Source organism: Reinekea marina, assembly GCF_030409715.1.
GTDB classification, from domain to species: domain Bacteria; phylum Pseudomonadota; class Gammaproteobacteria; order Pseudomonadales; family Natronospirillaceae; genus Reinekea; species Reinekea marina.
Genome location: NZ_JAUFQI010000001.1, coordinates 1,166,755 through 1,190,009, shown reverse-complemented (window position 1 = coordinate 1,190,009; position 23,255 = coordinate 1,166,755). Strand labels below are relative to the sequence as shown.

Below are 23,255 nucleotides of genomic sequence, written 5' to 3'. Positions count from 1 at the left end.
CAGGGCGAATTTTAAGGGGAGTAAGGGTTTGAATTTTAACGATGCTATTCGGCACCATTGGCAATCTGGAACTCAAGTTTGTGTTGGCCTTGACCCATTTTTAGACCGCTTCCCTCCCGCTTTCTCTTCTCAAACTAATGCTATTTTTGAATTCAATAAAGCCATCATAGACGCGACAGCCAAGTACGTTTGTTGTTTTAAACCTCAATTTGCGCACTATGCAGCTGAAGCAGCCGAGTCGCAGTTGAAGCAGACGATCGCCTATGCTAAATCGAACTACCCTAATATACCGGTCATTTTAGATTCCAAACGAGGCGATATTGGTTCTACAGCCTCAATGTATGCCCGAGAAGCGTTTGAGCACTATCTCGCCGACGCGGTTACGGTGAACCCCTATATGGGCAGTGACACCGTACTTCCGTTTGCGAAGTTTCAAGATAAAGGCGTGATCGTTTTGTGCCGTACTTCGAATCCATCAGCGGCAGAATTTCAGAACCAGACTATTGAAGGTGAGCCGCTTTATATCCATGTTGCTCGAAAAGCCCAGCAGTTGTGGAATGAACATGGCAACATCAGCTTGGTTGTTGGCGCAACCGCCGCCGAAGAAATGGCTAAAATTCGATCAGTTGCTCCTGATCTACCTTTCTTAGTGCCCGGCATTGGCGCGCAGGGAGGAGATTTGACGGCCACTGTTGAAAATGGCCAAACCTCGCCAGGTTCAGGCCTAATAATTAACTCTTCTCGTCAAGTTTTATACGCCTCTCAGGGTGAAGACTTTGCCCAAGCCGCTGCAAAAGAGACGAAAAAGTTGCGCGATGATATAAACGCAATTAACGATCACCACCACCCATAGGGTGAGGTCGCTTTTATTAAGCCAAGGATGGTTTAAGCAAATGAAAATCGCTTTTAAACGCTACCCAAAAGCCTACTGGCTTGGTGCATCTTTACTCATCATGCTGTTGGCTTTCTCAGTCGCAGACTGGTTTTGGCCCGTCAACCTAAAGCCACGCCACATAAGTCAGGTCGTCCTCTCAGAAGATGGGCGTCCGCTTCGTGCTTTTGCCGATGAAAACGGCGTTTGGCGTTATCCGATCTCGCTTAGCGATGTCTCTTCGCTTTATATCGAAGCCTTAATTCAGTATGAAGATCGATATTTTTACTACCACCCAGGTGTAAACCCTGCTGCGTTAATGCGCGCCTTTGGTCAATGGCTATGGCACGGTAAAATTATATCAGGCGGCTCTACATTAACCATGCAGGTTGCTCGGTTAAAATACCCTGAACCTCGGACGTTGTCGGGAAAATTAAAAGAAATTTTTCGTGCACTGCAATTGGAATGGCACTTCAGCAAAGATGACATCCTTCAATACTATTTAAACCATGCCCCCTTTGGCGGCACTGCAGAAGGGGTTCATGCAGCCTCATTAACTTATTTTGGTTATGGTCCAGAGCAATTAACCCACGCACAAGCGGCATTGTTGGCGGTATTACCACAAGCGCCTTCACGCTACCGCCCAGATCGATACCCTGAGCAAGCCACCGCCGCACGCAACAAAGTTCTGAATCGACTCGTTCGCCAAGGCGTTTGGTCTCAATCTACGGCACAAGATGCCATGATGGAAACCATTTTTGCCAGCACGATCGAGCGGTACCAAGATGCCCCCATTTTAGCGCGACGGCTTGCGAATGCTTCCTCCGAACCCATCATCAAAACCACCATCAATTTAGCATGGCAACAAACGGCACAGCAGCGTTTACAGGATTATGTCCAGCGTATCGACAATTCAGCCTCTGCAGCTGCGATGGTCATGGACAGCAAGACAGGCGCAATAAAGGTGTATGTGGGCAGCGCCGATTTTGCTAACCCAAATAGAGACGGGTATGTTGATATGGTGACCGCCATTCGCTCACCCGGTTCCACACTTAAACCCTTTATTTATGGCATGGCGATAGACCAGGGCCTTATTCACAGCCACAGTTTATTACTGGATGTCCCGCTTAGGTTTGGCGATTATCAGCCTCTTAATTTTACCGGCGGCTTTAGCGGTGCGGTTACGGTTGCCGACGCCTTACAAAAAAGTCTGAATATTCCAGCCATTCAAGTACTCGAGAGAATAGGTCCCGCGGCTCTTTATCTTCAGCTCCAAAAGGCCGGAGCCGAATTAAGGCTGCCCTCGGCAGAACCGCCAACACTTTCAATAGGATTAGGAGGGCTTGGAACAAATCTGGCTTCACTCGTTCAGCTTTACTCTGCTTTGGGAAACGACGGAATGGCAACAACGGCTCGTTTCAACACAGAAAAGGAAGATGTCGAGAGCGTTTCATTGCTCAGCCCAGGAGCCGCTTGGGTTATTCGAACCCTATTACTGACGGCCGAAAATGCACCACGCGGCCTGGCGATAAAAACGGGAACCAGCTATGGCAATCGAGATTCATGGGCTATTGGAGTCAGTGATCACTACACCATTGGAGTTTGGGTCGGCCGACCCGATGGGCAACCTATCGCAGCGCATCACGGCAGCCAAACAGCGGTGCCTTTGTTAAAACAACTGGCCAGTTTTTTACCGTCACAGTTTATCGCCCCTAAGCAGCCTGCATCTGTCGATAATGTGACTATCTGCTGGCCAAGTGGCCAGCCCTCGAATGGACCCGACTGCGATATTCAGCATTCAGCCTGGACAGTTAATAACACCACGCCGAAAACGTGGATGAGCACTAAAAATGATGACCAGCTTTTCAATGATCCTATTCAATTTGTCCGCCGCGCAAAAGACTCACAACTGAGCGTACCCTTTGGATGCGATCTAGATTTTATGGAATCTGAAATATCACTTTGGCCGCCGCAACTTCAACCGTGGCTACCCAATGCCTTTTTAACGTCCACCAAGGTACCCAACGTCGATCCTCGCTGCCCTAATGAGCTGGCCGATGTCGCACGGCTGCCGTTGCGTATCTCTGGTGTGAATGAAGGAGATGCCCTCATCCTTGAGGGCGGATCAACAAAAACAATCAACATTTTTGCGCAAGGCGGGCAAAGCCCCTATTATTGGTATGTAAATGGTCAAATCGGTGATAGCAGCTCTGATAAATTGTCACTCACCGTCTCAGGGACATACCAATACAACATTGTTTTAACCGATCGCAATGGCGATATGGCTCGGCAAACACTGAACGTCTACGCTCAATAGTTCATTGCTACTTATTTAAGATATTATTCACGTTAAAAGGAACACTCATGTTTAAAAGGATAGTCACCACATTTGCAACGTTTGCTTGCTTGGTGCTCAGTAATTTAAGTTATGCCGAGTTTTACGCCTCTAAAGTCGCTGAATCGAGCTATGACAATGCCCCAGCATTAATCATTCGATTTACCGAAGCCATTGATGCCGCAACACAGTTAGAAAACTTTGTAACGGTGAAACCAGAATTAGACAATGGCAGTTCTTGGCTCACACTAGACGATGGCTACAGTTGGACACTCCCATTTGTAGAGCCCAATACCACTTACAAAGTCACCCTGGATACTCGCTTAACTTCCACTCAACTTAACTCTTTAGTGGCAAAACAACTCTCGCGCGGTAACAGTACTTTTATATCGACTCAGTGGAGTGTATCCACTAAGCAGTTAACGCCGGCCGCTTCGTTTGCGCAATCTGGGCAATACCTAACGGGTAGCCTTCAAAACGAACTGCCGATAACGGCCGTAAATCTAGACTCTGTTGAATTGGATATATTCCGAGTTAGAGACCAAGACCGTGATAAGTTCTTAGCCGATACCTTTTACAGCGGTCGTATGTACTACGATTCATTAACCAATTTAAAACGCTGGGCAGATTTGATCCACACGGCTCACTACGACTTCGATTTAAAAAAGCATACTCGTACAACCCTTAACTTAGATGTAAGCCCTGCACTGAACAAATTTGTCGACGGTATTTATGTTGCTGTGCTGCGAAAGCCTGGTGAGTATGAATATAGATACGACACTCAAATGTTTACGCAATCAAACATTGGTTTGCATGCGCGCTTTTTTAAAGACGAAATTCAGTTGCTGAGCAATGATCTTACAACTGGAGAACCTATTGAGGGAGTAGAGGTCACTTACTATTGGCGAGGCAACCAAGACAACACCAAACACCATAGTAACGGCTTTACTGATAGTGAAGGTGAACACCGATTCAATACCAATAAGAAGCCGAATTTAATTGTTGCGCAATACAATGATCAAGTAAGTTTTATTCGTACTTCCAACCATCAGCTGGATCTATCTTCTTACGGAAACAGTCCAGATCGCCATCGTGAACTACAACCATTTTTGTACGGACCACGTGATTTATACCGTCCTGGCGAAGTTGTAAACATTAATATGATTTTAAAAAATTACGATGGTGTCACTACAAAAACGCCACCTGTTCCTGCAATACTTTATGATGCTCGTGGTTCACGTGTTAAAAATTTTACTTGGCGAGCCAACAATCAAGGGCACTATCTTTATCAATTTACGTTAGATGAAAATGCACCCACGGGTGAATGGACGCTAGACTTGCCAAACAGCAGCCTTTACCAAGGCAGCTACAAATTTAAAGTCGAAGAATTTTTGCCCGAGCGGTTAGCCTTATCTTTTTACGATGGCGAACGCCAAAAATATCGGTATGTTGACCCAGGCAACGCAACAGTTCCAATTCAAGCAGACTACCTTTACGGTGCACCGGCAAGCGGCAATAGAGCGAATGGTATCGTTACTGTCACAGCGGCCACCAACCTCTTTGAGCAATGGGACGAATACAAGTTCAGCGACCCAACGGCCTCGATTCAACGTAACACTCAGCAACTGAGCGATATTTCATTAAACGATTCAGGCTATGGTGAACTAGAAATTCCAAACCTCTGGCAAGACTTAAGCTTGCCGTTGAATTATCGAGTGACCGCCAGTGTATTTGAAGAAGGAGGTCGCCCGATTACTCGCAGTCAATCAGTGATTCAGCTTCCTAACCCAACGGCACAATACGTGGGCGTTAAACGACTTTTTAAAGACCGACCAAAATCAAATCAAAAAGCAAAGTTTCACCTTATTAGCGTTGATGCTCAAGGCAAAGCAATGCCGGATAATGTTTCAATTTCATTAATCCGCAAGTCCCGTGATTACTATTGGTTTTACGATCAAGAAAACGGCTGGAACTGGCGATACAACGCTGATGTCTATGTTGCCTATTCGCAGCAATTGAATGTTACTGAAGCCGGTACTGAAATAGAATTGCCATTACATTGGGGTGACTATGAACTAGAAATCACCTCAGGTTCAGGCATGAAAACGGTTCACCCATTCCGCACGCAATATAGTTGGTACAACGCGAACAGGTCATCAATGCGACCTGAAGTTATCGACATCATTTTAGATCAAGATCATTACGCACCGGGTGAAACCGCATCTATTCAATTCAACAGTGCAAGCGCGGGTCAAACGGTATTACAAGTTGAAAGTTCTAAAGGCGTCTTGTTCAGTGATTCGTTTAGCTCAATTAAAGGGTTGAATGAGTACAAACTGACGATACCTCAAGACTGGGACCGTCACGACTACTATTTGTCGATTATGGTAGTGGCGTCTTCAGATCAAGTCGAAGAAGTTGCCCCTCAGCGATCACTAGGCATTAGTCATTTACCGTTGCAACGATCAGATGCCGTCTTTGACGTCAGCATCGATGCGCCAGAGAAAATTGAGCCTAACACAACCGCTCGTGCTGAAATTAAAGTCAAAAACGCACAAATCGCAGATGGCAACAAGATTTGGGCAACGATGGCACTGGTGGATCTTGGCGTATTAAATATTACTGGTTATCAAAGCCCGCAGCCGCAATCATTTTTCTACTCTGCAAAACGATTTGAAAGCCAATATTTCGATATGTACGGCAACATTATTAATAACCTCGGTTATAAAACCTATACTCAATCTTTTGGTGGAGGTTTCGATGATTCCGATGATCAATTAAGTCGAGGTGGCGATAAACCGAAGAGCGACGTACAAATAATTTCTTACTTCTCTCAACCCGTAGAAGTAGTGAACGGAACAGCGGCTTTCGATTTTGACATTCCTTCGTTTAATGGACGAGTGAAGTGGATGGCCGTGGTATGGTCTGAGCAGGCCGTTGGCAGCGAGGAAGTAGAAACTACCATTGCCGATAAGTTAGTGACTCAATTATCGATGCCACGGTTTTTAGCCATGGGAGATAGTTCCGAGTTAACCCTAGACCTGCATAATTTATCAGGTACTGATCAATCGTTCGATATTCAGGTTCAGGTGTCAGGATCGGTTGAAGCAAAACAATTTTCACAAACGCAAGCTCTGAACGACCAAGAAAAACAAAGCCTTCGGATACCCATTCAGGCGGTTGATTACACTGGAGTCGGCGCCATTCGTATCAACATTACCAATGGTGACGACATCAATTTGAATCGCGAGTGGACGTTGGGTACGCGTGCGCCATTCCCAATACAAACCAATATCGTTCGCAAAGTAATTGATGCCCAAGAAGCTTGGCAGCCGAATATTGACACCTCACGGTTGATGCCATCTACTGTATCGGCACAATTGACATTGTCGGATCGACCCGCCATAAACTTCGGCAGTCATTTGGACTATCTATTAAAGTATCCTTACGGATGCTTAGAACAAACCACAAGTTCAACCTACCCTTGGGTTCTCATTGATCAAGCCGCTTTTGATGCACTCAATTTATCGTCTGCTTTTGAAGCGCGCTTTAAACAACCTTTTACTGAGTCTTTCCGCTTAGCCCAAATTCAAAAAGGCATTGATCGTTTAGCCGCCAAGCAAAAGTCCGACGGCTCATTTGGTTATTGGAACAACAGTTCCCATACTTCCATGTGGGGCAGCGTTTATGCCACCGATTTAATGGTGGATGCGCGCAATATTGGCGTGAGTGTAGATACTGGTTTATTAAACCAATCCACTCGCTTTTTAAGCCGAATGTTGAAAGGCACAGCCAGTGATAATATTTGGACAGAAAACAACAACTACTATCAGCTAGCTTATCGTTCGTATGCTGCCATGGTGTTGGCAAAGGCAAATCTTGCTAGCTTAAGTGACGTGCGCCGACTATACAGCTCTTTAGAAAAAGGGAAGATTACTCAATCGAGCTTGCCGTGGATGCATATTGCCGTTGCGTTAAAAATATTGGGAGACGAGCAACGCGCTACATTGGCTGCAAACAATGCCCTGACCCATACTCGGCAAGGCAACTCTTATTACGCTGACTACGGCTCTAGTGTTCGAGATACAGCCTTAACCTTAGCCTTGGCCATGGAGAACGATTTTGACTATGGCAATTTACCATCTCAACTTGAACAAGGGCTGCAAAAAAGGCGTTGGTTCAGTACGCAAGAACGTATTGCGTTAGCAAGGCTAGGGAAAAGCTATGCGCTATCGGGCCAACAATGGATGGCAACCTTAAATACGTCAGAATTTAATCAATCTATTGATCAGGCTAAACCGTTTAACACCTTAATAAACGGTGAGCAGCTTTCTTCAATCACTTCGATTGAGGCCAGCGATAAAAAACTTTACGCCAGCATCGCTTGGAATGGGGTACCAGATCAGCCTTTAACCGCTAATTCAAATGGCATGCATATTTCCCGTCACTTCTATGATCTAAATGGCAACCGAATTGACTTTAGTTCAGAGGCTACCAGTGGCGACCTGTTCATTGCCAAAGTAACAGTGGGTAGCAATAATGAGAGGTTCCCAGAAGCCTTGTTGGTTGATTTACTGCCTGCCGGCTTTGAACTTGAGAATCAAAATCTGTTAAACGCTTCTGTGAATCTCGATGAGATTAACATTGAAGGGCAAAACGTAGGTGATTATTTCCGATCCTATAAAGTCTCTTACGAAGAGTATCGAGACGATCGTTACGTCGCCGAGGTATCACTAACTCATTGGTCTGACACTACTTTGTTCTACTTGGTCAGAGCAGTGACTCCTGGTGTCTATAGCTTTCCAAATAGCATGATCGAAGATATGTACCGCCCAGAGTATTTTGCAATCAGCGAAACCCCTGGGGTTGTCAACATCATACCGGCACCCTAAAACTTAACGACACGATAAGGGTACTTGGCTTTGCCAGTACCCTTTTTTCTTGCCCCCACGACTGATCTTTTCAATTCCCTCTGAGCAAACCTTTATTGTTAAAAAGCGTAAATGTTTCAACCATAGCGAGTGCTTGGTTGTTCGAGTATAATCTTGCGCTAACACTATCATTTTATTTCGAGGGCAGTACCTTGGTAAAAAAACGGGCCGTTACACGTCAAAGCTTACCGGATGTTATTGCGGCAGATTTACGTAGCCGAATATTATCGGGTGATCTGGCAGAGGGTGACCTTATTCGCCAAGAGCTGCTCGCAGCAGAGTATGATGTTTCACGGATGCCGGTAAGAGAAGCCTTAAAGCGCTTAGACTCAGAAGGCTTAGTTGTGTTCACCACTAACAAAGGTGCAACAGTTACCAAACATTCGTTAGAAGAAATTGCTGAAATATTTGATTTACGTGTGCTATTAGAAGTGGATCTATTCTCAAAGTCAATCCCGCGCATGACTGAACAAGATTTTGAAGCATGCCAAGCCCTTCTCGATAAGATGGAAGCTTCCTATGCGGCCGGCAATGTCGCAGAGTGGGGGCCGCTCAATGCCGAATTCCATGGGCTACTTTATGCCGCCGCAAATCAATCACTCACTATGCAACTGTTAGAACGTATCAGCATGCAAGCGAACCGCTATGTCAGTATGCACATTGATCAACTTCGCAAAGCCGATAATGCAGAGAATGAGCACCGCGCCTTATTAAGCTTCGCCAAAGATCGAAACATCGAAGTGGCCACTAGCCTACTAACAAAGCATTTAATCGATACCAAGCAGCAGCTGATCGAACTCATTGCAAAAACTCGAGATTCATAACCAATGACCTAATGTGAGGCTCTATGCTGGGCTTTCAGCAGAGTCTCCTCCTGTTCCAAATACCCGTTTTTTCCTTTAACCCCGTTTTGATGGTGAAGCACTATTGCACCCCAAAACAGTTTACTGTATTTTTGGATACAATATCCAAATAATGACAATCTCAACGGGAGCTTTCCGCTTATGGCCTATACCCCTCATGGTAACCACTACATTGCTGGACAATGGATTGGTTCTGAACCTAAGTTTTCATCGACACCCCTTACCGGCAATGGTTATTGCTTTTCGAGAGGCAATCTTGAATTGGTCAACACCGCCGCACAAGCAGCTGAACAGGCATTTGAAAGCTATGGTTACATTAGTCAAGAAACTAAAGCCGCATTTTTGAACGCCATTGCCGATGAAATCGATGCTCGCGGAGATGACATCACCGCAATAGGCTGTACTGAAACAGGTTTGCCAGAAGCCAGGTTAATTGGCGAACGTGGACGCACTTGCGGTCAGTTACGATTATTTGCACAACACATTCTCAAAGATGACTATTTAGATAAACGTCATGATCCTGCCCTACCTGAGCGTACGCCCTTACCACGCCCCGATCTAAAAATGATCCAGCGACCTATTGGTCCTGTCGCCGTGTTTGGCGCATCTAACTTTCCGCTGGCTTTTTCGACTGCCGGCGGTGATACCGCCGCTGCTCTGGCAGCGGGTTGCCCTGTCATCGTTAAAGCTCACCCAGCCCATCCAGGCACCGCTGAAATTATTGCACAGGCCATTCACGCTGCTATTGAACAACTTGGCTTACCAAAGGGCACATTCAGCTTAATCCATGACGATCAATTCGATGTAGGAACAGCCTTAGTACAGCACCCCCTTATTAAAGCCGTAGGCTTTACTGGGTCCTTCGCCGGAGGGCGCGCCCTGTTCGATCTTTGCGCTCAACGCCCAGAACCCATTCCATTTTTTGGTGAGCTAGGCTCTATTAACCCAGTGTTTATATTCGAGCAGGCGCTTGCAAATAAAACAGAGGCACTCGCCCAGGGCTGGGTGCAATCTTTAACAATGGGGGCCGGTCAATTTTGCACAAACCCAGGTTTGGTTTTGATGCTAGCAGGCTCTAATGCCGATAAGTTTATTGCTACGGCAAGGGAAGCGCTCGTAAAAATAGAGGCTCAAAATATGCTCACCGATGGCATTGCCCAAGCTTTCCGAAAGAACTCAGAAAAACTGGCGAGCACCAAAGGTGTAGACAAACTGGAAGGCAAAGACATTCATTCTCGCCAAGCCAATGCAAGCTTATTATCCACCTCGGCTGCTAACTGGTTAGAAAACGAAGACCTCGCAGAAGAAGTTTTTGGTCCACTTGGGTTAGTTGTATTAGCCCAAAACAGCGAAGAGCTCCTTGCAATTGCACGTAAGTTAAAAGGCCAACTAACGTGCACCATACATGTAGACGAAGGCGATTATGAGCATGCCAGTGCTTTCCTGCCTATTTTAGAACGCAAAGCGGGGCGTCTATTGGCCAATGGTTTCCCTACTGGAGTCGAGGTTTGTGACAGTATGGTGCATGGGGGTCCTTACCCTGCATCGACCAATTTTGGTGCAACCTCTGTCGGCACCCTGGCAATCCGTCGTTTTTTAAGACCGGTTTGCTACCAAGATATACCGCGGTCGCTGCTTCCACCCAAACTACAATAAACCAAAAAAACCGCGATTCAGTCGCGGTTTTTTTTGCTTACTTTTTTAACGCTAACAAATCTTCATAGAGATTTTTCGGCATGGAAACGTAGCCAGACGCTTTGTTTCGTTCTCGTGCTTGGTAGCGGCGTTGCGAGGGTAAGCGAGCGCCTTGTTCAATAATATCTGCAAACATTCGTTCGGCTCTCTCATTGTTTTTGCCTACTTGCCCTGCGCTAAACATATGCGGATCAAACGCAATAATAATTTCACCATGATAAGGCGCTTCTGGTTTGCCTTGGGCAAACTCCATACTTTCTTTACTGGTGAGGTCATCAATTAAAGGACCCGCCAACAGTTCAATCATGATCGATAAAGCCGAACCTTTATAGCCACCAAAAGTGAGCATTGCGCCTTGCATGGCGGCTTCTGCATCGGTCGTTGGGTTGCCCTGTTTATCTATTGCAACACCTTCAGGCAAGGGCTTACCTGCTCTGCGATAGAGTTCAATTTCACCACGGGCAAACTGGCTAGTCGCAAAGTCGAAGGTGAAAGGATGCTTGCCTATTCGTGGCCAACTAAACGCCAGGGGGTTGGTGCCCAAGGTGCCGCGGGTGCCACCGGCAGGAGCAACCCAAGCATGGCTCGGCACCATGGCCAACCCAGCAAGACCTGCACTAGAGAGTACTTCAACCTCGGGCCATAGCGCTGAAAAATGAAAACAATTGTTAATTGCCATGGCGGCTATACCATTCTTTTTGGCTTTTTCGATCAACAACGGCATGCCGGCACGTAAAGCAAGTAGTGAGATACCTTGATTCGCATTTGCTTTCACAACAGAAGGGCCTGCATCTGTGACACTCGGCTCAGCCGAGCCATCTACTCGCCCAGAACGAATACTTTCAATACACATCAACAACCGATACAAACCATGCGACTGGCAATCGTCTTGTTGGCACGCGTAAATTGTATCGGTGATCGATTGGGCATGATCTAAGCTAAATCCATTGTAGAGTAATATGCCTTCGCTTAACTCACGAACCTGTTGCAAGCTTAACTGAATTTGATCGGACATACGGTCTTCCTATTCGCTAGTTTTTTTATAAATGCCTTTATGCGCCCCAAGTATCGCTCAACCGATACCCTTGTGGCCAAGGATCATCTGGGTCTAGCATATGCTGATGAACACCGGTTATCCAGCCACGCCCACTAATTTGAGGGACAATAGCGGGCTTACCCTTTAAGTCTGTGACTTCACTGATCTCGCCATCAAATTTTGACCCCATTATCGAAGTGGCTTGAAACTTTTGCTGTGGCTTAATAATCCCTTTTGCATGCATCACAGCCAGCCGAGCCGATACCGCTGTGCCCGTAGGCGAACGATCTACTTTACCGGGTTGAATGGCCACAGCGGATTTACTTTCTAAGCCTGTTTCGGATTGTTGGACGGGCCCACAAAAAGCACAGAATGAAATATGGCTCCAATTAGGGTTCGAAGGGTGCGTAAAACCGAGTTGTTCATTGGCAGCATTGGTTATCTTGACGCCGAGTTGAGCAAGGGCTTTGGCCTCAGATTCTACAATATTAAACCCCAGCGATTGCGCATCGACTAACACAAAACTGTCGCCTCCGTAAGCGGTGTCGACTTGAATTGTGCCTAAGCCCTCAACCTCTAATGATACGTTTAGCTGATCGACAAAACTGAGCACATTTTTTACAAAAATACGAACCGCTTTTCCTTCTTTGCAATGTGCGCGAACATGCACAAGCCCGCCGGGTGCTTCTAAGACGATATCGGTATAAGGTTCTTTCATCGGTAAAATGCCACTGTCTAATAATACCGTGGCCACGCAAATAGAGTTAGAACCCGACATCGGCGGCGTGTCTTCTGGCTCCATAATAATAAAAGCCGCGTCGGCTAACGGGTTTTTAGGTGGCACTAATAAATTTACATGCCGAAACACGCCACCTCTTGGCTCGTTCAGCATAAAGTTTCTGAGCTGTTTATCTTGCTCTATAAAGGTTCGTTGCTGCCAGAGTGTCTCGCCCGGAGGTGGCGCAACGCCCCCAACGATAACGTCCCCAACTTCGCCTTCAGCATGCGCCGAAACTACGTGTACGGTTTTTACACTTCTCATCATTACCTCTCAATTGGGTAAGGGTTAAAAACGCTTGACTGAATAGGGTGCTACATTGATCACGGGGGTTTGACCCATTAATAATTGCCTCACCAGTTCTGCTGTACCCGCCGCTTGAGTCAATCCTAAGTGCCCGTGCCCGAAGGCATAAACGACTTGATTGGTATTTTTGGCATAACTAATAACGGGTAAGCTATCTGGCATTGATGGCCTATAACCCATCCACTGCTCGCCACCCTGGTTGTTGAGTTGGGGAATAAAATCTTTGGCTTTATTTAGCAATGCTTCGGCGCGTTTATAGTTTGGTACCAGTTTTAATCCGCCTAACTCAACCGCGCCACCTACACGAATCGATTCGCCAATTTTTGAAACTACAAAGCCGTGGTTACTGAAACTCAAATGGGTTTTAAGCTGAAAATCTTCGGCAGGCAATGTTGTGTTATAACCACGCTCAGTTTCTAACGGGACTTGATCACCCAGCGCTTTGGCTAATGTTTTAGACCAAGCCCCGGCCGCAACCACGAGTTGTTCGGCTTTGATCAAACGATCATCTATGCTCACGGAAACACCATTACCTAGCAGCTTGATCGTACTAACATTGGCTACTTTTAATTGCCCACCAAATTTTTCAAAGGCATTGGCTAAGTAATTTGTCCATGCTTTAGGGTCGGTCACGTTCATCCAATCAGGGGTATAACCCGCATGGGTAAATCGCTTATGCAGTCCTGGTTGTATCTTGGCAATGGCGTCACAGCTTTCTAATAGTTCAAATTTAACGCCATACTCTTTTCGAGTTTGCCAACCGGCTAAACTGGCTCGAAACTCAGACGCCCCTTCATAGAGTTGCAATTGACCTTCGCGACGCATCATCGACTCGCCCTTTACCAGCTGTATTTGTCGCTCTAAAGCCGCTTGCGAGAATTTCATGAGATTGGCTTGAGCCGTCAATGCGGCTTGATAATTTCTCGGCCAGCTTGCACGCCAAAACTTATACAGCCAGGGAAGTATATTTAATAAATAGGCAGGTCTAAGCGATAATGGTCCCAATGGGTCTAATAACCACTTAGGTGCTTTCAGCATAATACCTGGGGTAGCGAGAGGAACAACATCGGCAAAAGCGAAGGCACCTGCATTACCGGCCGACGTTTCTTGGGCGATGCCTTTTTTATCAACCAGAAGCACTCTTTTACCGTTAGCCTGCAATTGCAACGCACTACTGACACCGATAATTCCGGCTCCGATTACGATGACATCATATGATTGATTGAGAGTCATAAATTTACAGCTGTCTTACCAGCTACTCCTGTGCGAAACCGGCCTTCAAAGGGTCATGGTCATTTAGCATAAGCTGCCCCTCTCGCGTAATAAACGCCTGCCCTTCAATAGAAGGCACTATGTTTAGAAAAGCGCCGGTTGGCTGATTAGACAGTTCATAACTTAAGGTATAGCCACTGCCAATAGTGCTTTCTTGGTTTATTTTTTCGCCTGGTTTAAGGCGGTCATCTGCGGCTAAACAAGCTAAACGAGCCGAGCAACCGGTACCGCATGGCGAACGGTCGAAGGCATTATCGGGGCATAGTACAAAGTTACGGCTATGACCGTTGTTGGTTAACGCAGGTCCATACAAAACAATATGATCGATCTCTGCACCCTCTTTACCCGTGAGTTCGTTCGCTACAATAGCTTCTCGGATAGCGATACCAACATCCGTTAATTCACGAATATTGCTCGGCTGAACCGGTACTGGGCTGTTTTCGACCATATAGAACCAGTTGCCACCATAAGCTATATCACCTGTTACCTCACCCACTCCCGGTACCATAATCGCTACTGAGTGCTTATAGCGGAAGCTATCAATATTCTTGACCGTGACCGTATTTTTATCTGTAAGCGTAATTTCAACGACACCCACCGGCGTTTCTATTTTATGTGTACCGATGCCTATTTTACCCAGGTGCGCCAATGTCGCCGCAACCCCTATGGTACCGTGGCCACACATACCAATAACGGCAGCGGCATCAAAATAAATAACACCCGTCACACAATCTGGTCGTGTGGGTGGCGTAAACAGCGCGCCGACCATAGCCTCTTGTCCATAAGGCTCTACAACGACAGAGCGATAAAAATCGCGATACTGTGTCGCCAAAATATCAGCTCGTTCAGCTAGAGAACCTGATCCGAGATCAGGTCCTCCTTCTAGAATGACACGGGTAGGCTCACCTTCTGTATGGCTGTCTACGATAAGCATTCGGCTATAACTCCACCTTGTTTTTCCCAATCAGCATACCAAGCTTTAAACAAATCGTATTGTTGTTCACAGTAGCTACGCTGTTCCAGATTTAGCTCATCCGTTTCATTAAAATGCAGCTGGTATTCGTCTTCACCATTTAAAACAAGCAAATATTTAAAGAACAAAACCAATTCGGGTCCTTCATCAAAGCTAGCGAGAACCGCCATGGCTTCTTCGAGCTCTTGTGCTCGTAAACGGGCTTCTGCATTCCCTTTTGCGGCTAGCTTAGAAAGTTTGGTTAACAAAATAACTTCTTTCGGTAAGGCCGTACCTATCCCTGTAATTGCCCCGGTAGCACCACAATTAACAATGCCATGATAAACGCGTGTATCGACACCGACCATTAACAAAACCTCGTCGCTACCCGAGGTGATATTCTCTGCGGCGTAACGCATGGCTTCGGCACTGCCAAATTCTTTAAAGCCAATTAAATTAGGGTGTTCTGCACGCAACGCAAAAAATAAATCGGCTCGAGTTTCGTACCCATACACCGGGCTGTTATAAATAATGGCCGGTATAGAGGGTGCGGCATTTAAAATGGCTTTAAAATGATTTTTCTGTGCACTGACAACCGTGCCGCGCGAAAGCACTCGCGGAATTACCATTAATCCTGCTGCACCTACCTTCTCGGCATGTGCAGCATTCGCAACGGCAGACTGTGTATTGATAGCGCCCGTACCTACGATAACAGGCACTCCGGCTTTCACTAGTCGCTCTACACCTTCCATGCGCTGCTCATCTGTCAAAAGTGGCCAGTCTCCCATTGATCCACAATAGACAACCGCTGACATACCCGCCGCAATCATCTGCTGACCTTTTTTGACCAATGCATCAAAATCGGGTTGACGGTCTGCTGTACAAGGAGTCATGAGTGCCGGTATTACACCGTGGAAAATTGCCTTATTCATTTTTTTGCCCTTTTAATTTTTACTTTTTGTTATGGTGATATTTATCGAACATGCGCCAGGAATTTTTTAGTTAAATCTGACTGAGGCTGCTCAAATATTTGTTGTGCCGTGCCAATTTCCGCCATGATGCCTTCATGAAAATAAGCCACCCTATCTGATACTTCGCGAGCAAAACTCATTTCATGAGTGACGCAGATCATCGTCATACCTTCTTCCGCCAGGAGACGCATGGTATCGAGTACTTCTCCAACTTTTTCAGGGTCTAGCGCAGAAGTCGCTTCATCAAACAACATGTACTCAGGCTCCATCGCAAGCGCTCGTGCAATGGCTAATCGTTGCTGCTGACCTCCTGAAAGTGAGTTTGGGTAAACACTTAGTTTATCGCCTAGACCAACGTGTCGCAGTTGTTGTTCTGCAATGGCTTTGGCTTCTTGCTTGGATTTCCCTTTGACAAGCTTAGGCGCTAACGCGACATTTTCTAGTGTGGTCAAATGTGGGAAGCTGTTCCATTGCTGAAACACCATGCCTAACTTCTGCCTTAACTTATTAATGTCTGTCTTTTTGCCATGGACATTTTCGCCATCGACGATAACTGAACCATCGCCGATCGACTCAAGGCCATTTAAACAGTAAAGCAATGTCGATTTACCCGACCCAGAAGAGCCGATCACCGAGAGCACCTCACCTTTTTGTACGTCTAAGTTGATGCCTTTTAAAACGTGTAAATCACCAAAGTGTTTATGTAAATTTTTAATCTGAATCATTTCGCCCACCTTTGTTCGAATTTTGAGGCATACATGGAAATGGGATACGACAATGCGAAATAAAATAAGCCTGCCAAGCCGAGAATTAGCAATGGTTCTTGAGTTCGCGTTATTAGAATCTGGCTAGCTTTGAGTAACTCAACATAGCCCAATACAGACACCAAAGCGCTGTCTTTCATTACCCCAAGTACGACGCCAATCCAGGATGGAAACACCGCTCGCCCACCTATTGGAAATACAACATGGATCATATCTTGCCAATAGGTTAAGCCTAATGAACGGGAAGCCTTGCGCATGGGTAGTGGCACGGATTCTATTCCTGCGCGCGCAACGTTGCTGACTAACGAAGCGGTATACAACGTTAGAATCACAACGCCAGAATAGAAAGGATCAAGGTGCAACCCGACGATGGGAGCAAAATTATAAAACAGCACCAATTGAATAATCAGTGGAACCGAGCGAAAGATATCGAGGACAGGTGAAATAAGAATACCCGCCAATCGTTTACTTTCGTGTTGCAGCCAACCAAAGATACACCCCAGCAAAGTGCCTATCGAAATTGAAATTAACGATATCCACAGGGTTCTCAATGCAGCCTCGCTTAAAAACCACAAATCGTTAAAGTTAAAACTCGTAAAAAAACTAATGGGTTCTTGCATACCAACCTCCTTAATAACGAAATAAGCGCGATGCTAATAAGCGAGACGCTGCAAGAATGAGTTTAACCATGAGGTAATAAATAACGGCCGCGGCGGTAAAGTATTCAAACACTCTAAATGTTCGACTTGCAAAAAATTGCGTTTCACCGCTGAGTTCTTTAAACCCGACCAACATACCAAGTGACGACATCAGCACCGCCCAAACCATTTGATTTGACATTGGGTAATACACAATTCGAAAAACTTGCGGTATCACTATTCGGGTATACGCTTGCCAAGAAGTCATGCCAAGGCAGCGCGCAGAATTAAGCTGGGTAATAGGTACTGCCTGAAACCCACCTCTAAAATTTTCAGCCAAATAGCCAGCACAGTTAAAACTTAAACCCATTAAAATAATGACAAAGGGTGACAAGTTCACGCCAAACGCCCCCAAGCCAAAACCAAAAAAGAACAGCTGAAATAGTGCCGGTGTATTGCGCGCAACTTCAATCCAGGTCACCGCAAACCAATGAATAGGTCCCCTCATATGGATTCTAATGAGGGCTAAACATAGTCCAATCACTACACCAATAAGCATCGATAAACAGGCTATTTTTAAGGTCACTAATCCCGCTTGCAGTAAATCGGGTAGGCTGTTTAATACTGGGCGCCAGTGGAAATTGTATTCAAACATCTGTATCTCCTTACAACATACGTTCTCACCAATTGCAGCGAGAACGTATTGAGTTACGGTTGATTAATACATGACACCTGGGATTCGAAGTTCCGGCGCTTCACCACCGACATATTTGCCCCACAACTCTTGATAACGACCCGAACGAACTTGATGGGTCACAAATAAGTTCAAGTAATTAATCCAAGTAACGTCCTCACGCTTACTCACTATAGAGGTGTAGTCGGCAGTCCAAGGCATCCGCGGCCCTGCTTCTATTGTTTTATATTGTGCAGACACGGGCTTAACGGCGGTGTTGGTAGTTAAACCGATGTCGGCTTTGCCTTGAGCAACGGCTAAGAAGACTTCGTTTTCAGATTGGTAGCTTTGATAATTACTTTCTTCGCCCCACTCTTTGGCTATTTCTAACCACTCCTGCTCTGGCAAAGTTCCTAATGCGGCAGCAACTCGTTTACCTTTAATATCTTCGATGGTTTTGATGTTACTTTTAGAATTCACTACCCCTTGTGAGTAATAAATTGCGTAAGGAATACTGAAGCCAACCGTTCTTGCTCTAGCGAGGCTATCGGAAGTACCACCAAAGACCACATCGGCTCGACCTGTCACAATCACCGGCAGTCGTTCAGACCATGTGAGCGGCATTATTTTCACATCCACTTCTAAAGATTTTGCAAGGTCGTAGCAATAATCAACATCGAAGCCGGCGGGCTCGTTATTGGCATCTCGATAACCGATGGGTGGGAAATCCAATACCACACCACAGCGCAACTCCCCCCGATCTACCACGTTATCTAAGGTATCAGCAGAAACGGACGTCGCGCTGAGCGCTGCAATACTAAAGAGTGAGGCAATGATTTTTTTCATTTTGATTTTCCTTCTTGGTTGTTTTTATTTTTGGGATAATGGATACAATATACGTTCGCACCTTTATCGCGTCAATAAATTTTTGACCACTAAAATACGAGGCGCAGGAAAATAGGGCTCATGGGCAACATTTTTTCTATTCGGAAAGGGAATTAAGGGAATAACCCAGCGTTTCTTATCCAGAAGGCACCGTTTTTTTGCCTAAAACAGAAAGTAAAAGGCACAAAAAAGCCCCAAGGAAGCTCAACCACAATGTTGGTTGGTTCCTTGAGGCTTTTCAATGCCGCTAACGGGTTAGCGGTTTATTCACTATTAACCGACTTGCTCACCTTTAGCTTGCAAATCTGCATGGTAACTAGAGCGAACTAACGGACCTGAGGCTACGTTTTCAAAGCCGAGTTCCATGCCAAAATCTTCAAGCTCTTTAAATTCATCTGGGTGCACAAAGCGCTCAACGGCGAGGTGATGCTTAGAAGGCTGTAAATATTGTCCAATGGTCACCATATCAACCTTGTGTGCGTATAGATCACGCATGACGTCTTTCACTTCTTCAATGCTTTCGCCCACGCCGACCATTAAACCAGATTTGGTTTTTACATCGGGCTTGCGCTCTTTCATTGCTTTCAGTAAATCGAGAGAGTGTTGGTAATCTGCACCGGGACGTACCTTTTTGTACAAAGATGGGACCGTCTCTAAGTTATGGTTGAATACATCCGGTGCATCTGTTTCCATAATATCAACAGCGACGTCCAGTCGACCTCTAAAATCGGGTACTAAAGTTTCGATACGAATGCCTGGGGAATGCTTACGCACCGCTGCGACACAATCAGTAATGTGTTGCGCGCCACCGTCTCTCAGATCATCACGGTCAACCGAGGTAATTACAACGTATTTAAGCCCCATTTCCCCAATCGCTTTCGCTAACTCTTCAGGCTCTTTTTCATTTAATGCATTCGGTCGGCCATGTGCAACATCACAAAATGGGCAACGACGAGTACAGATATCGCCCATGATCATGAACGTTGCGGTGCCATGACTAAAACACTCCCCTAGGTTAGGGCAATTGGCTTCTTCACAAACAGAATGCAAATTATGGCTACGAAGTTTTTTCTTAATGTTTGCTACTTCAGGCGATGCGGGAATTCGTACGCGAATCCAATCTGGTTTCTTCAGCATCGTTTCCGTTGGAATAACCTTAATTGGAATACGATCTGTTTTATCCGCGCCGCGTAACTTTACACCTTGTTGCTTTTTAGGCTTTACCGGTTTTGATGCAGTATCAGTCATTGTGTTTCCCACTTTGGTTGCATAGCAAGTACTTGGCAAAATGCTTCGACCCATTGCTGCTTAATTAAGGTCATGTCAGGGTTTGCTGTAAATTCATTTAGCTGTGTCATTTCTAATCCGGCATAACCACACGGGTTTATCCGTAGGAATGGCCCTAAATCCATATTGATATTCAAGGCCAGCCCGTGAAAGCTCTTGCCTTTTTTAATTCTTAAGCCTAATGAGCATATTTTTCTTTCGTTTACATAGACACCAGGCGCATCGGCTTTGGGTGCCGCATCAATATCGTAACGAGACAAGGTGTTTACAACACTGTCTTCTAATGCACTGACCAGCTTTCGTACATCCGATCCAATGCGCGTCATATCAAGTAAAACATAAGCCACCAGTTGCCCCGGTCCGTGATAAGTCACCTGCCCACCACGATCTACTTTCACGATAGGAATATCACCTGGGTTCAATATATGTTCAGCTTTACCTGCCTGGCCTTGTGTGAATACTGGCTCATGCTCTAACAACCACACTTCATCGACTGTCGATTCGTCTCGCTCAAGCGTGAAGTCCTGCATTTTCTGCCAAGTATCCACGTAGGAGACTTGGCCTAAATCACGAATAATGACGGGTAAATCAGCCACCCTATAAAACCATTTTAACCATCGGGCTTTTCTTCAGTTCTTCAAACAAAGCACTTAAAACAGACTCAGCTTCGATATGCATACGAACGGTCAGACTTACAAATCGGCCATTTTTACTCGGCTGCTCTGTAAAAGAAGCGGTTGAAACCTTGCTGTCGTACTTTGCTAATACACTGGCAACAAAATCGCGATAGCCGTCTTTATCATCACCAACAATCTTGATGACGTAGTTTGGGCAAGGGAACTCAATCTTAGGAGCTTTATCGCTGTCAATATTAGAGACTTTCATACCATTAACCTGAGAATAAATTAGAAATAAATAATAAGATCAAATCCCAGATTCGAGCAAAGAATCCAGCTTGCTTGATCTCTTTAAGAGCTACTACATCGTGACGTGCGACCTCTTTACCTCCGATGGAGACAATTAGCTCACCCATGACCTGCCCTTTCTCAATAGGGGCTTTTATGACAGATTCAATGTTGATTTCGGTTTTAAGCGTTTCTTCCGCTCCACGAGCAATAGTTAGCTTTAAATCTTCAGCTAAACCAACGTGCATTTCTTTTTCGGCACCGCCCCAAATACGAGAAGTGTAGAGGGTCTCGTCGGCCTTATGAACATCAACGGTTCGAAAAAAGCGGAATCCGTAGGTCAGCAATTTTTGTGTTTCTTGCGCTCTAGCATCTTCTGACCGCGCTCCCATCACCACACTGATGAGTCGCATACCATCTCGCTTCGCTGATGCGGCTAAACAATAGCCAGCGGCGTCGGTATGGCCGGTTTTTAAACCATCAACATCGGGGTTAGTTCCCAATAAACGGTTACGATTGGGTTGTGCCGCCACTGGCCCATACTTAAAACTGCGTTCTGAATACAATGGGAAGAACTGCGCGTTATCGTAAATAATGGCTCTGGATAGCTGAGCCAGATCGTAGGCTGTTGATAGATGCTGCTGGTCATCTTTCGGTGGTAAGCCTGATGCATTCGCAAACACGGTATTTTGCATACCGATTTTTTCAGCGTATTTATTCATAAGCTGAACAAATAAATCTTCTGTGCCGGCGACATGCTCTGCCATGGCCACTGAGGCATCGTTGCCAGAAGGAATAATGATTCCGCGCAACAAATCTTCAATGCTGACCATTTTACCTTCTTGGATAAACATCCGAGAACCCGGCATACGCCATGCTTTTTCACTGACTAACGTTTCATCGGTCAGCGACATGCGACCTTCTATGATCTCTCGCTCAGCAATATAGCTGGTCATCAGTTTGGTTAAACTGGCAGGAGGCAATTGTTCATGTTCATTATAAGCTACTAGAATTTGCTGAGTTTCAGCATCCATCAATATATAAGACGTAGCCGCTAATTGCGGTGCTGCAGGGATAAGCGGTTCAGCGAATACCATTGAACAAACTGAACATAGGCTAATAAGCCCAAAACGCTTTAAACGAAAATAAAAACTCACAAAAACTCCTTAAAAATTACCTGACATGACACAAAAGAATTAAGACCACAGAACATAAAGCGCGGCTATTGTACCAGCGTATTTAAATATTACACCCTACCACTGGTCGGGCATCGAAACTTACACCTAAGCGATCAGGGTTTCGCAACCAATAGTGGCTTACCGAACTCATCTCCGGTGTATTGCTGCTGAATCGCAATGGCTTGATCGTACTTAACGGGACCAATTCGAACGCGATAAAAGTTATCTTTATAGACGCCCACTTTATAATCGACTTCGTTTTTTAGTCGTTTCTGTAAGTTTTGAGCAGAATCTTTCGAACTGAAAGCCCCAACTTGCACGAAGTAAGCCGATTGATCTAAAGAGTCACCTTCGAGCACTTCAACGCGCACTCTCGCTGTTCCTTTATCGACATACCCTAATTTAACCGCGCCGGCATAGGATAAATCGATGATTCGGCCGCCATGGAATGGTCCTCGGTCGTTTACTCGAACATCGATAGATTTACCGTTATCGAGGTTGGTCACCCTAACCCAGGTTGGCAATGGTAAGGTTTTATGAGCCGCGCTGATCTTATACATATCGAAAGTTTCGCCATTCGACGTGCTATGACCGTGAAACTTTTGACCATACCAAGAAGCAAGCCCTTCCTCTTTAAAGCCAAGCGCACTCGACATTATGTGGTATTTTTTACCATTAACCGTATAGGGGCTCTTATTGCCATGCTTACTTAAGGGCTCTTTCCTAGGTGTGGTGGTATTGATATCACTGGCGGCTAGCGGCTGGTCCGGCCCTTTATCTTGTTTTAAACTGTAACGGCCAGCGTTACTGGTTTCCGTCAGCGCATCGTGTGAAACATATTGGCTGGAGCAGCCTGCCAGTATTAGGCCAACTAACAACCACGGCCAGCCATTTAATGAATTCAATTGCATTTAA

At 45.7% G+C, this 23,255-nt stretch carries 21 protein-coding genes; 6 read left to right on the top strand and 15 right to left on the bottom strand.

The window, feature by feature from the left end; genetic code table 11:
* Window positions 1-28 precede the first annotated feature (28 nt).
* The 5 genes from pyrF (at window position 29) to QWZ13_RS06135 (ending at window position 10,656) form a co-directional block, all read left to right on the top strand.
* Window positions 29-853: an orotidine-5'-phosphate decarboxylase gene (gene pyrF / locus QWZ13_RS06155; protein ID WP_290280988.1), complete on the top strand. Its 825-nt coding sequence runs from the start codon at window positions 29-31 to the stop codon at window positions 851-853.
* A 1-nt stretch (window position 854) separates the two neighbouring features.
* Window positions 855-3,188: a penicillin-binding protein 1C gene (pbpC, locus tag QWZ13_RS06150; RefSeq protein ID WP_290280987.1), complete on the top strand. Its 2,334-nt coding sequence runs from the start codon at window positions 855-857 to the stop codon at window positions 3,186-3,188.
* A gap of 47 nt (window positions 3,189-3,235) precedes the next feature.
* Complete coding sequence (locus QWZ13_RS06145) at window positions 3,236-8,098, top strand: alpha-2-macroglobulin family protein (RefSeq protein WP_290280986.1); 4,863 nt, start codon at window positions 3,236-3,238, stop codon at window positions 8,096-8,098.
* Between the two features lie 95 nt (window positions 8,099-8,193).
* Entirely contained in the window at window positions 8,194-8,961 is a 768-nt protein-coding gene (locus QWZ13_RS06140; protein WP_290280985.1) for a GntR family transcriptional regulator, read from the top strand.
* A 180-nt stretch (window positions 8,962-9,141) separates the two neighbouring features.
* On the top strand, window positions 9,142-10,656 hold the full coding sequence (locus QWZ13_RS06135) for an aldehyde dehydrogenase (NADP(+)) (protein WP_290280984.1): 1,515 nt from the start codon (window positions 9,142-9,144) through the stop codon (window positions 10,654-10,656).
* 37 nt (window positions 10,657-10,693) lie between these two features.
* Here the strand turns inward: QWZ13_RS06135 and QWZ13_RS06130 are convergent, their stop codons facing one another.
* From QWZ13_RS06130 to QWZ13_RS06090, 9 genes are all read right to left on the bottom strand, one after another.
* Window positions 10,694-11,710 (bottom strand): Ldh family oxidoreductase, encoded by a 1,017-nt coding sequence (locus tag QWZ13_RS06130; RefSeq protein WP_290280983.1) that lies wholly within the window; start codon window positions 11,708-11,710, stop codon window positions 10,694-10,696.
* A 37-nt stretch (window positions 11,711-11,747) separates the two neighbouring features.
* On the bottom strand, window positions 11,748-12,776 hold the full coding sequence (locus QWZ13_RS06125) for a trans-3-hydroxy-L-proline dehydratase (RefSeq protein WP_290280982.1): 1,029 nt from the start codon (window positions 12,774-12,776) through the stop codon (window positions 11,748-11,750).
* 21 nt (window positions 12,777-12,797) lie between these two features.
* The gene (locus tag QWZ13_RS06120; RefSeq protein WP_290280981.1) at window positions 12,798-14,048 is read right to left on the bottom strand and encodes an NAD(P)/FAD-dependent oxidoreductase; all 1,251 of its coding nucleotides are present in this window, start codon (window positions 14,046-14,048) and stop codon (window positions 12,798-12,800) included.
* Window positions 14,049-14,070: 22 nt separating this feature from the next.
* Window positions 14,071-15,051 carry a 4-hydroxyproline epimerase gene (locus QWZ13_RS06115; RefSeq protein ID WP_290280980.1) on the bottom strand — a complete coding sequence of 327 codons (981 nt, stop codon included), beginning with the start codon at window positions 15,049-15,051 and terminating at the stop codon, window positions 14,071-14,073.
* Window positions 15,009-15,971, bottom strand: coding sequence for a dihydrodipicolinate synthase family protein (locus QWZ13_RS06110; protein WP_290280979.1), 963 nt, complete (start codon window positions 15,969-15,971; stop codon window positions 15,009-15,011). Before QWZ13_RS06110 ends, QWZ13_RS06115 begins: the two co-directional genes overlap by 43 nt.
* A gap of 41 nt (window positions 15,972-16,012) precedes the next feature.
* Window positions 16,013-16,735, bottom strand: coding sequence for an amino acid ABC transporter ATP-binding protein (locus tag QWZ13_RS06105; protein ID WP_290280978.1), 723 nt, complete (start codon window positions 16,733-16,735; stop codon window positions 16,013-16,015).
* Entirely contained in the window at window positions 16,732-17,394 is a 663-nt protein-coding gene (locus tag QWZ13_RS06100; protein WP_290280977.1) for an amino acid ABC transporter permease, read from the bottom strand. The genes QWZ13_RS06105 and QWZ13_RS06100 overlap by 4 nt, the downstream gene beginning before the upstream one ends.
* A gap of 10 nt (window positions 17,395-17,404) precedes the next feature.
* Window positions 17,405-18,067: an amino acid ABC transporter permease gene (locus QWZ13_RS06095; RefSeq protein WP_290280976.1), complete on the bottom strand. Its 663-nt coding sequence runs from the start codon at window positions 18,065-18,067 to the stop codon at window positions 17,405-17,407.
* Between the two features lie 63 nt (window positions 18,068-18,130).
* On the bottom strand, window positions 18,131-18,931 hold the full coding sequence (locus QWZ13_RS06090; RefSeq protein WP_290280975.1) for a transporter substrate-binding domain-containing protein: 801 nt from the start codon (window positions 18,929-18,931) through the stop codon (window positions 18,131-18,133).
* Here QWZ13_RS06090 and QWZ13_RS06085 point away from each other — a divergent pair.
* Complete coding sequence (locus tag QWZ13_RS06085) at window positions 18,918-19,046, top strand: hypothetical protein (protein ID WP_290280974.1); 129 nt, start codon at window positions 18,918-18,920, stop codon at window positions 19,044-19,046. The two genes, QWZ13_RS06090 and QWZ13_RS06085, sit on opposite strands and share 14 nt — an antisense overlap.
* A 37-nt stretch (window positions 19,047-19,083) precedes the next feature.
* Here the strand turns inward: QWZ13_RS06085 and QWZ13_RS06080 are convergent, their stop codons facing one another.
* The 6 genes from QWZ13_RS06080 to QWZ13_RS06055 all read right to left on the bottom strand — a co-directional run bounded on the left by QWZ13_RS06080 (window position 19,084) and on the right by QWZ13_RS06055 (window position 23,251).
* Entirely contained in the window at window positions 19,084-19,212 is a 129-nt protein-coding gene (locus QWZ13_RS06080; protein ID WP_290280973.1) for a hypothetical protein, read from the bottom strand.
* Window positions 19,213-19,243: 31 nt separating this feature from the next.
* Window positions 19,244-20,218 carry a lipoyl synthase gene (lipA, locus tag QWZ13_RS06075; RefSeq protein ID WP_216001303.1) on the bottom strand — a complete coding sequence of 325 codons (975 nt, stop codon included), beginning with the start codon at window positions 20,216-20,218 and terminating at the stop codon, window positions 19,244-19,246.
* On the bottom strand, window positions 20,215-20,787 hold the full coding sequence (gene lipB, locus QWZ13_RS06070; RefSeq protein WP_290283289.1) for a lipoyl(octanoyl) transferase LipB: 573 nt from the start codon (window positions 20,785-20,787) through the stop codon (window positions 20,215-20,217). The genes lipA and lipB overlap by 4 nt, the downstream gene beginning before the upstream one ends.
* A gap of 67 nt (window positions 20,788-20,854) precedes the next feature.
* Window positions 20,855-21,142: an HP0495 family protein gene (locus tag QWZ13_RS06065; RefSeq protein ID WP_216001305.1), complete on the bottom strand. Its 288-nt coding sequence runs from the start codon at window positions 21,140-21,142 to the stop codon at window positions 20,855-20,857.
* A gap of 4 nt (window positions 21,143-21,146) precedes the next feature.
* Entirely contained in the window at window positions 21,147-22,319 is a 1,173-nt protein-coding gene (locus QWZ13_RS06060; RefSeq protein WP_290280972.1) for a D-alanyl-D-alanine carboxypeptidase family protein, read from the bottom strand.
* A 134-nt stretch (window positions 22,320-22,453) separates the two neighbouring features.
* On the bottom strand, window positions 22,454-23,251 hold the full coding sequence (locus tag QWZ13_RS06055; RefSeq protein WP_290280971.1) for a septal ring lytic transglycosylase RlpA family protein: 798 nt from the start codon (window positions 23,249-23,251) through the stop codon (window positions 22,454-22,456).
* Between the last annotated feature and the right edge of the window lie 4 nt (window positions 23,252-23,255).